The sequence below is a fragment of the Sporomusa sp. KB1 genome, from assembly GCF_007830295.1.
In the GTDB taxonomy this organism is placed as follows: domain Bacteria; phylum Bacillota; class Negativicutes; order Sporomusales; family Sporomusaceae; genus Sporomusa.
The window spans coordinates 997,947-1,011,614 of record NZ_VLKC01000002.1 but is presented as its reverse complement, the minus strand read 5'-3'; the positions used below and the strand labels follow the sequence as shown (position 1 = coordinate 1,011,614).

At 42.8% G+C, this 13,668-nt stretch carries 13 protein-coding genes; 12 read left to right on the top strand and 1 reads right to left on the bottom strand.

What is annotated here, in order from left to right; all coding sequences use genetic code 11:
* Positions 1-74: 74 nt before the first annotated feature.
* On the bottom strand, positions 75-2,051 hold the full coding sequence (locus SALPA_RS31425) for a methyl-accepting chemotaxis protein (RefSeq protein ID WP_145092293.1): 1,977 nt from the start codon (positions 2,049-2,051) through the stop codon (positions 75-77).
* Positions 2,052-2,505: 454 nt separating this feature from the next.
* Between SALPA_RS31425 and SALPA_RS08465 the strand changes: the two genes are divergently transcribed.
* From SALPA_RS08465 to SALPA_RS28885, 12 genes are all read left to right on the top strand, one after another.
* Entirely contained in the window at positions 2,506-2,949 is a 444-nt protein-coding gene (locus SALPA_RS08465) for a MarR family winged helix-turn-helix transcriptional regulator (protein ID WP_145092289.1), read from the top strand.
* Between the two features lie 53 nt (positions 2,950-3,002).
* Positions 3,003-3,764 carry a 4Fe-4S binding protein gene (locus SALPA_RS08460; protein ID WP_145092287.1) on the top strand — a complete coding sequence of 254 codons (762 nt, stop codon included), beginning with the start codon at positions 3,003-3,005 and terminating at the stop codon, positions 3,762-3,764.
* A gap of 252 nt (positions 3,765-4,016) precedes the next feature.
* Positions 4,017-4,391 carry a GntR family transcriptional regulator gene (locus tag SALPA_RS08455; RefSeq protein ID WP_145092283.1) on the top strand — a complete coding sequence of 125 codons (375 nt, stop codon included), beginning with the start codon at positions 4,017-4,019 and terminating at the stop codon, positions 4,389-4,391.
* Between the two features lie 19 nt (positions 4,392-4,410).
* Positions 4,411-5,346, top strand: a complete 936-nt coding sequence (locus tag SALPA_RS08450) for an SPFH domain-containing protein (RefSeq protein WP_222427914.1) — start codon at positions 4,411-4,413, stop codon at positions 5,344-5,346.
* A gap of 20 nt (positions 5,347-5,366) precedes the next feature.
* On the top strand, positions 5,367-7,667 hold the full coding sequence (gene phsA / locus SALPA_RS08445; protein WP_145092280.1) for a thiosulfate reductase PhsA: 2,301 nt from the start codon (positions 5,367-5,369) through the stop codon (positions 7,665-7,667).
* Between the two features lie 13 nt (positions 7,668-7,680).
* Positions 7,681-8,250 carry a 4Fe-4S dicluster domain-containing protein gene (locus SALPA_RS08440; RefSeq protein ID WP_145092277.1) on the top strand — a complete coding sequence of 190 codons (570 nt, stop codon included), beginning with the start codon at positions 7,681-7,683 and terminating at the stop codon, positions 8,248-8,250.
* Positions 8,250-9,275 carry an NrfD/PsrC family molybdoenzyme membrane anchor subunit gene (gene nrfD / locus SALPA_RS08435; protein ID WP_145092274.1) on the top strand — a complete coding sequence of 342 codons (1,026 nt, stop codon included), beginning with the start codon at positions 8,250-8,252 and terminating at the stop codon, positions 9,273-9,275. Before SALPA_RS08440 ends, nrfD begins: the two co-directional genes overlap by 1 nt.
* Before the next feature lie 53 nt (positions 9,276-9,328).
* Entirely contained in the window at positions 9,329-10,360 is a 1,032-nt protein-coding gene (locus SALPA_RS08430) for a 4Fe-4S dicluster domain-containing protein (RefSeq protein ID WP_145092271.1), read from the top strand.
* Positions 10,361-10,501: 141 nt separating this feature from the next.
* A complete protein-coding gene (locus SALPA_RS08425) occupies positions 10,502-11,200 on the top strand; it encodes a DUF5714 domain-containing protein (RefSeq protein WP_222427913.1) in 699 nt (232 codons plus the stop codon).
* Between the two features lie 368 nt (positions 11,201-11,568).
* Positions 11,569-13,044 carry a methyl-accepting chemotaxis protein gene (locus tag SALPA_RS08420; protein ID WP_145092265.1) on the top strand — a complete coding sequence of 492 codons (1,476 nt, stop codon included), beginning with the start codon at positions 11,569-11,571 and terminating at the stop codon, positions 13,042-13,044.
* A 79-nt stretch (positions 13,045-13,123) separates the two neighbouring features.
* Positions 13,124-13,330 (top strand): twin-arginine translocase TatA/TatE family subunit, encoded by a 207-nt coding sequence (locus SALPA_RS08415; protein WP_021169725.1) that lies wholly within the window; start codon positions 13,124-13,126, stop codon positions 13,328-13,330.
* Positions 13,331-13,458: 128 nt separating this feature from the next.
* The gene (locus SALPA_RS28885) at positions 13,459-13,623 is read left to right on the top strand and encodes a hypothetical protein (protein WP_186450980.1); all 165 of its coding nucleotides are present in this window, start codon (positions 13,459-13,461) and stop codon (positions 13,621-13,623) included.
* Positions 13,624-13,668 lie beyond the last annotated feature (45 nt).

The following is a 13,668-nucleotide window of genomic DNA, read 5'->3' as shown; positions in this document are numbered from 1 at the left end:
CCCAAACAAGCCACAACTCAAATTGGGAGTTGTGGCTTTTTTTTGTTTTTTGTTTGCGCTTACATTTAATTTGCTTAGGTACGAAATTTATCAATGGCTGCTTGCAGCTCGGAAGCCATTTTGCTAAGGCTTTGGCTGGAAGAAGCAATTTCCTGCATGGCTGCTGATTGTTCCTCAGTAGCTGCAGATACTGTTTGTGTTTCACCGGTTACTGCGTTTGTCAAAGCTGCGATATCTCTGACTGCCGACACAATTTGCTGGCTGCCGTTCTCAGTATTTTGAATAGCAACTGATATTTCACTGACTTGATGTGAAAGCTCGGCAATCATGTCAACTATCTTTTGGAACGCGGTACCGGCTTCATTTACCACGCTTGTACCAATTTTAGCCTTGCTGGTGCCGTCCTCCATAGCCTGCACTGCTTTGTCGGTCTCATTTTGAATGGCTCGAATCAGATCTGCAATCTGTTTTGCTGCAACTTGGGACTGTTCAGCCAGCTTCCGGACTTCTTCAGCAACTACAGCGAAACCACGTCCTTGTTCACCAGCCCGTGCAGCTTCAATAGCTGCGTTCAGCGCGAGTAGATTGGTTTGACCGGCTATACCGGAAATCGTATTTACAATCTGGCCGATTTCCTTAGACCGTTCTCCCAGTTCAGTTACTACCTTGGCGGACGAGTTTACAGTTGTTTCAAGCTCAGACATATGTTTGACAGCATTTTGTATTGCCTTGCCACCATCCTGGGCAGTTCCCGCAGTTAGTGCTGACTGCTCTGAAACTGCATTAGCATTAGCTGCTACAAGACTAATATTCTCAGACATTTGCGTCACTATCGTAGAAGCTGAATCCACAACAACCCGCTGTTTATCTGCGCCTTGCGCTACTTCAGTTATGGAGGCAGCTACTTGATTAGCTGCTTGCGCGGATTGTTCGGAACTTGCATTGAGTTGTTCCGAGGAAGCCGCAACCAGTTCAGCATTTCCCTGTATCTTACGGATAAGCTGAGTTAGGTTAACAACCATAGTATTGAAAGCTTCCGCTAATAATCCTAGTTCATCTGTTGATGTTACTGCCAGCTTTTTAATTGTTAAATCACCTTCGGCAATACGATTGGCAGCAGATACGAGGGAGAGAATTGGCTTTGTTGCGATAGTAGCAAGTACAAAAGCTGCAGCCCCAGTTAGTACGATCAAAATGAGACCAATAAGAGAAAGCTTCAAAGCCGCTGTTAGGCTTTGAGCACTCACAACACTGTCAGGAACTTCTGTACAGATCAGCCAACCTGTTTTTTCATCTTTAACGTAGCTTACCAGCATTTTTTTCTCATCCATGAGAACTTCTTCAGCGCCACTTTGTCCTGATAAACCATTCTTTACAAAGCTATAATTGGTTAAATCAATACGTTCTTCCGGCTTCTGAAGATTTTTCGTGGGATGGGCCAGTAGTTTTCCATCCCGATCCAGGATATAAACAGTAACATTATCACTAGATAGACTCTTTACAAATTCATTTAGCACGGAAAGTTCAACCGTTCCTTGGATAACACCTGCTACATTACCACTCACGGCATCTTTTATTGGCGCAGCCAGTACAGCGATAAGGTGCCCATTGTCTTTACTGACAAGAATTTCTGAGATTACTTCTGCTTGTCCCTGCATGGCCAATTTGAAAAAATTACGGTCGGCAACATTTGTCAGTGGTGCATCATCAATTCTTGCGACTTGCGTTCCGATAAAATTAGTAACGACCATAGGATTAAAATCTGTGTATATTTTTGCAGCATCAACAAGAATAGATTTAATCTCTTTAGGGTCATGAGCAGCATAGGAACGAATAGTAGGATTTGTCGCCAGTACTTTCACACCATACATATTTTTATCAATAAAGCTATTTACTTTCTCCTGAACAATTTCCGCCCGTTTGGAATTCTCCGACATAGCTGTTACTTGGGCAAGTTGGATAGAATTGTTCAAATTAATACCGATAAAAATAAGTAGTGGCAATGCACTGGCTAGCAAGAGTAATAAGGTTAGCTTTTTTCTGATGTTCATTAAGTATCCTCCGTTTTATGTATATTTAAATTCTCAAAAAATGATAGTGAATAAAGCCTCCTTTCTCAGTCACACGCCGATTAAGCTCAGGAAGATTATCTGTAATTAATACTTGCAGCAAAAATAAGAAAAAAAACTATATTCAGATAATTGGACAGGTAAAAGTTAATACCATTACGCCCGAAAGGAAGGGGGGCGGCATAAATATTGGGTGATTAAAATAGTCGAAACCTTCGCACGAATAAGCACATATAGTAATATTTTACAATTGATGCCAAATTACCTCCGGAATTTTTTGCTGGGCATCATAAATTTATTGTACAATATATTATCGACTGGTCCCCAAAGCGCTGGATGGAAGTATTGACACAACAGGAATTAGGTTATACTATAATAAGTAATAATATATGTGTGTATACACTTAACTTGTGATTGAAAGGTGTTAGTAGGTAGAATGAAACATATTGCTGGATGCTATCCTAAAATTCCCAGTCCTTGTCTATGTCTTAATATACGGCGAGCTTCACGGGCAGTCACCGAATTTTATGAAAAGGTTTTGGCACCAAGCGGAATTAAAATTACACAGTATTCGCTATTGCGGCACCTTGAGCAGGTGGAGCCGGTTACAATCAGTGAACTGGCTAAATTTATGCGTATTGACAGAACTACTCTGAACCGCAATATGAAGCCGCTCATTGAAGCAGGCTTCATAAAAGTCAATATTGGCGAGGACCCTCGTTCGCGGCAAATAATGCTGACCGAGGCTGGAAAGTCTGCATTACGTACCGCGACGACATTATGGGACGAAGCGCAGGCAGCGTTGCAGGAATATCTGGGAGATACAGAGGTAGAGCAGTTTAACTATTTGGTTTCAAAACTAGAAGCGCTAGTACCATAAATTTTTGCAACATTGGTGTATATACACATAAAATTAATGAGGAGTGAAAGGTAATGGAAAAACAAATCAAAGATTATGTTCTGGAGTTAGGAGTAGATGACGTTGGTTTCGCCTGTGTCGAGGATTATCACAGCCCCAAGTCCTACGAAATCACGAAATTTCTGCCTGCTGCAAAATCACTTATTGTGTTGGCATTTAAGGTTTTGTCAAGCTGTGAAAGCCCTAGTATGAGTGCTGCCATGAATGGTTATTTAGATTTGGGTTCATTTTCAAGGTTCTCGAGTTACCAGATTGCCCGCTTTTTGGAACGTAAATATGGTGCGCAGGTTGCTACGATACCAATATCCTACCCCTTCGAAATTCATGGTGACAGGCCGGCGATAGCAGATTTTTCCCAGCGTCATGCAGCCGTTGCCGCTGGCTTAGGAACGTTTGGTCGCCATAATCTTGTTATTCATCCCCGGTTTGGGACACGGGTTCACTATACGAGTATTATTACGAATCTTCCCTTGCAACCATCGCCAAAATGCGAACAGGATTTTTGTATTCATTGTAATCTGTGTGTGGAAAATTGCCCAGGAAGAGCGTTGGATGACGAAGGGAAAACCGATGTAATGAAATGCTTAGGTCATTCTCAGCCCTATGGTTTGGTCGCTGATATTGGTTTTCAGCTGCAGCGGTTAGGCAGTTCGCCGGAAGAACAAAAAAAGCTGCTGATGAGTGAGCAATATGCCCGGTTGAAACAATCAGCCTATTTAGGAAATCAGTATATGTGTTTTAACTGCTTGAAGCTATGTCCGGTAGGACAATCTTAAAACAAACCTAAAAGTGAATAAAAATCCCGCCAATTCCTGCATAGATTTGGCGGGATTTTTGTCGGCTTTTAAAAATAAATATTGTATATTGCAGGAGATTCTGTTTCGATGGCTAATGATTGTATTAATGAATTAATACAATAAAACATTGTTTTGGTTATTTGATTTTTTATAGAACAAAAACAGATATCACTATTTGTAGTGATATCCACGCTGTTCTTCTACGTTATCTTTGCGAAAGGAGGGTTAGTAATGTTGCCAGCAATAGATCCCAAGAGCGGCGTGCCTTTATATATTCAATTACAAGAACAAATAAAAGCGCTTATTGTCAAAGCCATATATCCACCAGGAGCTCAGTTACCGACGGTGAGACAGTTGGCAGTAGATCTTCGTATTAATAGTAATACTGTAGCGCGAGCCTATTCAGAAATGGAAAGGGAAGGTATTATCTCAACTCAGCAGGGTAGAGGAACATTTGTCTGCGGTTTGCCGGAAGCTTTTGAATCGGAGGTGAAAGAAAGGCAGCTTGATGCACTATTGGAACGGCTGTTAGCTGACGCATATTCCTTAGGGTATCAGGCCAAAGAAGTGTTGTGCCACTTAGAACATAAAATTAAAAAGGAATAAAGACACGAGGAGGGATCACATGAAAAATGATACCAATCGGTTGCAAATGATTAAACCCACTAAAGCGCAGCGGAAACCTTTGCGGAGTGCATTGCCATTTTCAATGTTTCTAGTGATTGTAATGATTGCTGTAGTGTATGGTTTGATGAATGACAATAATTCGATCATTATCATTGGTTTTGTCCTGGCCTTCTTTGTATCACAATCTGTCAAGGTTGCCCAACAATGGGAAAAGGCAGTTGTGTTACGCCTGGGAAAGTTTCATGGCCTGGCAGGTCCGGGAATATTTTTTACAATTCCAATTATTGATACAACATCTTTTTGGATTGATCAGCGGATTATCGCCACTTCTTTTAATGCCGAACAAACGTTAACAAAGGACAATGTGCCAGTCGATGTAGATGCTGTGCTGTTTTGGATGGTTTGGGATGCTGAAAAAGCGGCGTTGGAAGTGGAAAATTATCGTGAGGCAGTCTCATGGGCGGCCCAAACTGCACTTAGAGATGTTATTGGCAGAACTATGCTTTCGGAAATGTTAGCTGGCAGGGAGAATATTGATTATGAATTGCAGGCAATGATTGATAAACGAACAGAGCCTTGGGGAGTTACAGTTCAATCAGTGGAAATTCGGGATGTTATTATTCCTGAAGGGCTGCAAGACGCTATGTCCAGAGAAGCGCAAGCCGACAGGGAGCGAAAGGCGCGTATTATTCTTGGGTCTGTCGAGCAGGAAATTGCCGCCAGCTTTGTTGAAGCAGCCAAAATTTATGGGGACAATGCGATTGCACTTCAACTTAGGTCACTAAATGTTTTGTATGAAAGTCTCAAAAAACAAGGGGGGATAGTGGTAGTTCCTAGTCAAATTGCTGATACCACAGGTATTGGTGCCTGTTTAGGTATGCAGGCGCAACTAAACCAAAAGTTAGACAGCAATAAGCAGGGTTGTGAAGAGTAAGGAAGAGGAGGAAGTTGCAAATGGTTAGAAAATTAACGAGGCGAACTTTTTTGAAGTTATCAGGAGCAACAGCCGCAGCGATTGTCGTTTCCGGTTCAGTGACCAAGCTGGTCTCTGAAGTTTCAGCTGAAACAAAGGCAGGAACAAGTGAACTGGTACGCAGCTTTTGTGAGATGTGTACTTCGCGCTGCCCCATCCAGGCAAAAGTTGAAAATGGCAAGGTGACTTATATTGCAGGCAATCCTGACTGGGCAGCTACGGGAGGGGCAATATGTGCCCGGGGCGGCGCTGCAATTTCCCAGTTGTACGATCCGGAGCGGGTAAAAAAACCGCTAATTCGTACTGGGGAGCGCGGTGAAGGCAAATGGCAAGAGGTGTCTTGGGATGAGGCGTATTCCTATATAGTAGCAAAGATGCAGGAGATTAAAGATAAGTACGGACCTGAGTCCATGGCATTTGCTGCTCGTGGCGGCCCGCATAAAGCCTACATGGATACCTTAGCAAAGGCCTATGGTTCGCCCAATACCTTTACTCATGAATCAACCTGTCCAATAGCCCGAACGGTGGCTAAGGAAGCTACTTTTGGTACAAATTCGCTGTCGCTCGATTACGGTAATGCTAAGTATTTACTGTCATTGGGACGAAGTTATTTTGAAGGCATAAATGTGGCACAGGTACGGGGTGTAACAAAGGCCATGGCTAATGGCTGCAAACTGGTTTCGGTAGATCCCCGGTTTTCTGTTACTGCGGCAAAAGCCAACGAGTGGTATGCCATCAAGCCAGGAACAGATCTGGCCTTAGTACTTGCAATAATTCATGTATTGATCAGGGACAACCTGTATGATAAAGAATTTGTTGAAAAATATACGGAAGGGTTTGCCGCAGTAAGAGACTCTGTTGTAAATGCTACTCCGGCCTGGGCGGCTCAAGAAACAGGTATTGAGGAACAAGATATTGAACGTATGGCCAGGGAGATGGCAGCGGCCAAACCCAGAGCGATAATCGACTGGGGCTGGCGTACAGCTACTTCACTGGAAGAATTCGAACTTCGGCGGGCTTCAATCATTGCTACCATATTATTAGGAAGCTTTGAAGTGCCGGGTGGAATATACCTTGATAAATCGGCAGCAGTAATTAATGGTTTGGTTGGTAAAAGTGTAGTTCCTGGTCTGAGCACACCGAAGGTTCCTTCTTACCCGAAACCCGTAAAGCCCAGAGTGGATGGGGCTCAGGTAAAGGGTCAGCCCAATTATATGGTTCCTGCCAGCGACGGCGTTGTACAGGCTATTCCTGAAGCCATTCTTACTGAACAGCCTTATCCGATTAAGGGGTGGTTTGTATTACGCTATAATCCGGTAATCAGTCAGTCCAATACTAATCGGGTTATCGAGGCCTTGAAGAAATTGGATTTGCTTGTTGTCTGTGATGTCAATCTTTCAGATACCGCGTGGTTTGCCGATGTGGTTTTACCAGAAAGCAGTTTTCTGGAACGGGATGAAGGTTTTAATAATGCTGGCGGTAGTGCGCCGGCGTATACGCTTCGGCAGCAGGTAGTAGAACCGGTATATGATACCAAACCGCATTGGCAAATATTCAAGGATTTAGGAGAACGGTTAGGATTAGGACAATACTTTCCCTGGAAAGACATGGGGGACATGCGGGCTATCCAACTGGGTGGACGCCAGGATTTAATTAAAACGGCTAAGGAAAAAGGCGTTGTTAATTTTGGCATTAAACCGCTCTTCTTGCGGGATAAAAATTCAGTAGCTCAATTTGTCACCAAGTATCCGGAAGCAATGAGCCAGGTTAATGAGCAGGGTATTATTGACGGGCCGATGCTGAATTTAAAGACTCCCAGCAAAAAAATTGAGTTGTTTTCCCCGGAGGCCCAGGAGCTATTTGGCAGAGGGGTTCCAGTTTACCATCAAGGCAAATTAAAAGAAGATAATGAGTTATACTTTATTCAAGGCAAAGCGGCTATTCATACTAATGCTCATACGCATAATGTTCCCTGGCTGCATGAATTAATGCCGGCAAGCCGGCTCTGGATTCATCCGGATACTGCCAAACAAATGATTTTGAAGGCAGGCGATACCGTTGAGGTCACTTCCCTGTCTGGTAAGCAACAGGCGGTTGTGCTGATCAGCAAGGGTGTGCGGCCAGACACTGTATTTACCTATTTTGGGTTTGGCCGGTTGTCACCAGGTTTAAAGCGGGCTTATAACCAGGGCATTAATTCAGGCATGATGTTGCCGTCGGCAATGGCACCGGTTTGCGGTGCTGCACTTCATACTGCCGGGGTCCAAATCAGAAAGGTATAGGAGGAATAGTGGTATGGCAGATAAACGCTATGGCATGCTTTTTGATAGCAATCGATGTATTGGTTGTCAGTCTTGCTCGGTAGCCTGCCGGGCTGAGAATAAAGTTCCGGACGATGTCTACCGGCTGCAGGTTCGTATTGATGGCCCCAAAGGTGAGTATCCGCAGCTTGTGATGGATTTTGAACGGCACTCTTGTGTAATGTGTGAGAAGGCCCCGTGTGTGCCGGTGTGTCCAACTGGAGCCTCTTATATGAATAAAGATGGCGTCAATATGGTAGATTCGAAAAAATGTGTTGGCTGTAAGTATTGTATTAATGCTTGCCCGTATCAAGCAAGGTTTATTAATCCGGTTACCGGTGCTGCCGACAAATGTACATTCTGTTATGAAAACCGGGTCCAAAAAGGGGAAAAACCAGCCTGTGTCTCAATTTGCCCAACAGGAGCACTTGTTTTTGGTGATATAAATGATCCGAAAAGCGAAATCAGGCTGGCCCTGCAGCAATATACAGTGAAACCAAAGGAACATTTAGGAACACATCCGAAACTTAGTATTATTCCCAATAAACGGGGAGGTGGGCAATAATGGATCAGTTATGGGGATCAATGGCCCAATATAATACAGTGCAGTGGGAATGGCCTGTTGCTTTATATTTGTTTTTGGCTGGATTAAGTGCGGGAGCATTCATTGCAGCGCTGCTGGTTAAGTGGAAAGATGACAGTGGCGGCAGGTATGATGGGTTAGTGAAGGCTGGCGCTTTATTGGCCCCGATTACCATTATGCTTGGACAAGGCTTGCTAATTGTAGATTTAAGTAAACCCCTGTCTTTTTGGTTGTTGATGCTGCATTATCAATTGCAGTCCGTTATGTCCATCGGCGTAATTTTACTGATGATTTACTCCGGCATGTCAACACTTTTTGCGGCCATTGTATATAAAGAATGGTTGGCTGATTGTGAGTTGACAGAATGGTTTTTCAAGCCACTGCTTCCGATTATCGAATGGTTTGAAAACCGCGGGGTCTGGTTTGAATGGGTGATGTGCCTTGTAGCTATCTCTATTGCCGTCTATACTGGCTTTTTGCTTTCAGCTTTGGGAGCAAAGCCCTTACTTAATGTTCCTTTGCTGCCGCTTTTATTCCTGATTTCCGGAATGTCAGCAGGTGTCGGAGCAAGCATTGCCTTAGGGGCGACAATGTTTAAAGAGTCGGTGCAGGCAAGAAATATGCAGTATCTGTTATCTCTGGATACCAAATTACTACCCGTAGAATTATTTGTCCTATTTGTTATGTTTACTGGTTTGGTAAACATGGGCGGTCAATATGCGGTGGTTGCTAAACAAGCGCTGACTACCGGTATATGGGCAAATATCTTCTGGATTGGGGTCGTTGGAGTGGGGTTAGTTTTACCCATCATTGTGTCACTTACCTCGCTGCATGGGCTGAACGTATCAGCAGGCAATACTGCTAGTTTGACAGCAGGGGGAACGAATTCTTATGAAACGCAGCAAGCAATACCAATGGGAATACTGCTGATTAACTGCACATTAGTAATGCTTGGAAGCGCGCTTTTGCGGTTATATATTGTGTATGCAGGCCAGATATTTATTTGATGGTATAACTAAGAATATGTGGGCGTATTTACTCAGAATGTGAGGGGTAAAGTATGACATTGACGGCAGGTGCGCTGCAGGTTACGGTTGATCAGAATAGGTGCCTAAACCAGCGAATCCGCAAGGCAAGTTGTCAAAAATGCCAAGCGGCGTGTCCTAACCAGAGCGTGAGTGTGGGACTGTCAAACCGGGATGTATCAATTAACATAGCAGACAGTTGCACCAGTTGTGGTTTGTGTGCAGCGGCCTGCCCTGCTGGTGTCATTACTGTTTTACACAAACCACCCAAACTGGAGCTAAAGAATGGTACGGTTGAAATAGTGTGCAGTAAACAACAACTGGATAGTGCCGTAGATTGTCTGGGAATGTTAGATGCCTATGGGCTGGCCTATATTGGCATGAAAGCAGATCAGGTGATTGTCGGGCTCGATAATGATCGTTGTGACAAATGTAATCCCGGTGTAGCAGACGCCGTAAAACAAACAATCGAAACAGCAAACATTGTTTTGCATAAGCTGGGTAGACCGAAGGTACAACTGGTTTTAAGGCACAGCGAAGCAGACGTAAGGATTAAGCGCCGCGAATTATTTGCATTTTGTTTCTCGCGGGCCAAAGAAACTTTATTGGAACTGCTACCACTTTCTTTAAACCAGGGAAAAGCATATCGGGAACTATTGATTGAGAGTATCGCCCAAAGACCGGAGCAGCGGGGAGCGCTGGATTTGAGTCCATTGTTTTGGGGCGGCAAAGTGAATGATGAATGTGATATGTGCGGAATATGTGTCAGAGGCTGTCAAAGTGATGCATTAACCACTACCAGCACGGAAGCGGACGGACAACGTCAACTGCTGCATAACCAAAGTAAATGTGTCGGGTGTAAAGTATGTATGTTGCTTTGTCCGCGTGGTGCTTTGCAGATAACACCTGAATTAAGTAATGGTAGGCTGATTGGCAGTCAGCGGCCTGTTGTTCTAACAAGTAAAAAATGTTGCAACCAGTGCGGGAAGGTTTTAACGGCTGGGAATTTGTTGGTGTGTGAGCAATGTTCACAAGCAAGGATGCCCTATCGGCAATCCATTTATTAGCATTGTGGATAGCTGGATGCGATCAGAATAAAAATAACAGGAGGTTGCAAGATGGTTGACAGTCAAGAGCAAAATCGTTGTTGAGGCAGCTCAGAGAGTGAACATGCAAGTTTGCATGAGGAACGTCATTCCGAAAATTGTATGGTCTGCGGTACTGAATTAACCTATCAAACTCTTGCGGTGGATAAGCGCTGCGACTATTGCGGAGAAACTTTTCCCACAGCTGTGTTTTGTCCCGATGGCCATTACGTGTGTGAAGAATGTCATGGAGCTGGCTATTACAGTTTTCTCGAAAAAACAGTTTTTTCTACGACAAGTAAAAACCCAATGGAAATTGCTGAAGTGTTGTTGAAGGGGGAAATGTTGCCGTCACTTGGCGGTGAGCACCATGCCATCGTAACAGCAGCCCTGTTAACAGCTGCAAAAAATTACGGGCAAATAGTACTGAAGAATAATGATCTGCAGACTGTGATAAAGCAAGATATTCAGGAAGGAATACGACGCATGAAGCAGATTCCCAGCTGTACCTGCGCTTATCACGGAGCTTGTGGTGCCGGACTGGGTGTGGGAGCCTTCTTTAGTATTTTATATAAGGCTACTTGTGCGCAGGATACGGAGCGGACTTTGGCTATGAGGGCAGCGAATGCTGCTTTGAGTGCGATCGCTAATAATGGCGGTCCAGGGTGTTGTAAGCAGAGTGTGCGGACAGCAATTTTGGTGGGTGTGGAATTACTAAAAGAATTTTGTCATGTGAAATTACCAATAAGCCATACACGTTGTTTCCATATGGGGGATACTACACATGGCTGTAAAGGTAGTTACTGTCAATTTAGTCGATAATTTGTTTGGTTGTCTTTTCGCTGGTACATCGTACCAGCGTTACTAATTTACCAGGATACAAATTAGCATTTCCTATATTGTCGATGATGTTGTAATGCGGCATATGGTATCATAGCACAGCCCGGCGCTTAACTGCTAGAGGGTATGATTGATATCAAGATGTTCCTTGATTATAACGGCGGAAGTCACGAATGAAAATTTTTGTCGAATTACACAACATAGCAGGAATTTCATGTTTTGGTAGGAATAATAAAATAGTAATAGTTAATATTTACAGAGAGGTGCAGGCGTTACTAATTTACATTTCAAATCTTATAAATTTTGTTATTGCTGCGCATGCTTAGGATAGTGAGGGAGGAAGTATCGCTATGAATTTATTTAAAAAAAATGCACCCTGCAAGGAAGCCCTTTGTATAATTCAAAATGTGGAAGACCGGCTTAATGGAAAAGTAGTTGCAGAGCTTACGGTTGATTACCCCATTCATCAAACACTACTCAAGCACTTTGATAAGTTGTTAGCAAGTGAAAAGAAAATGTCGGTAAGTTCTAAACAAATGGTAAGTATTATATCCTCGTTAAGTGAATTTGATGTTAAAATGACACACTCTGCCTATGAACTGATGGATTTTGCCCAAAATATGTCGGCATTAAGTGAATCAAACCTTGCTATAGTTGAGGAAATCACGGCAAGTATGAATGATGTGAATGAGACAATTGGTCATACTTCTGCGACAATGAATCAATTATCGGAGTCCTCTACTAATTTAATTCGCAAGAATGATGAAAGTATGGTTCAATTAACTGAAGTTAATACATTAAAAGAGAATGTTGTACAAGATACAACTACTATGAGTGAGCAAATAGCACAGTTAGTAGACATGGCTGCGAAAGTAAGCGAAATTGTCAATGGCGTGGAAGCCATTGCCGAACAGACTAATTTGTTAGCTCTTAATGCTTCTATCGAAGCGGCTCGTGCAGGGGAATTTGGCCGGGGATTTGCCGTTGTGGCTAATGAAATTAGAAAATTAGCCGATAGTACTAAAACTAATTTAGATGATATGAGAGTCTTTGTTAATAACATCCACCAAGCAGCCAACGGCAGCAGGGAAAGCCTGAATAATACCCTGCAATCTACAAGCAACATGAACGCAAAACTTGATATAATATCAGGCACAATAAAAGAAAATGTACTTATGTTAAAAGACACAATTAATGATGTGGATAAAATATCAGATTCCATGCAAGATATTAAAGAAGCCGCAAAACAAGTAAATCAAGCCATGAATTTATCAGCGCAAGATGCCGAAAAGCTGCATAGCATGACACAGATTATTCATGCTGACGCTACTGAAAGTGCTGTCAATGCGAAAGAAATATCCCAGATTGACGATCAACTTAGTGAGATTATCAGAGATATGATATCATCATTAAATGGCGGTATCAATGCTATTACCAATGACGAGTTGACAAAAAATCTTATAAAGGCAAAAGAAGCTCATGGCAATTGGATGAAGAATTTGAAACGAATAGTTGATGAAATGAAACCTTATCCTATTCAGACCAATTCTAAGAGATGTGCCTTTGGACATTTTTATCATGCTATTACGATAACTCATCCCGATATAGCCAAAGAATGGTCGGCCATTGATGGGGTACATCAGGAATTGCATAGCATGGGTACAAAAGTAATTGATGCGGTTAATCGTAATAATTTAGCACAGGCTAATGACTTATATATGCAAGCTAAAAAACTATCAGAGGAGATATTTGTTCATATAGATAATACGATTAAGGCGATTGAAAGAAATTCTAACGTAGGAGTAGAAGTACTGCAATTTGCATAAGCACAAAAAGCTGATAGGTTTGAATACACAGTTCATAATAAGACCTGAGTGGTAAAAAATAACAAAGGGATGTGGAACTATGTTTAATCTAGGTATGGCTGAACTGAGCGTAATACTAGTTATTGCTCTGCTTGTATTTGGACCAGGTAAGTTGCCGGAAGCAGGTAAGGCTCTTGGTAAGGGGATGACGGAGCTTCGGCGGGCCCTTGCCGGTGAGGGTGCGAAGGACGAAACGATCACTATCAAGGCTGAGCCGGTAGAAAAGAAGGCGGAACAAACAAAGTGAATATAATTATTGAGCCAGCAGCCCGCGATTATATAATGAAAAAAAATAAGGATAAGGCGATTACTCTTACTGTTGCCAGGCGTCCTGGCAGTTGCTGAGGGGGTGGCCACGAGGCCAAACTCCCGTCCGTGCGACTGGGAATAGATCCGGAAAAGATTCAAATTTACTATAAGATGACGGTAGATGATATAACTGTCTTTTACTCTGACAACGTGCCAGCTAACTTTCAAACTGTTAGTGTAAAATTAGCAAAGCTGCTATTTTATAAAAAGCTGGTTGCTGTTGTGGGCTAATAGGGACTCCAAAAATTCTAGTTAATCTAGAATTTTTTTTGTTTT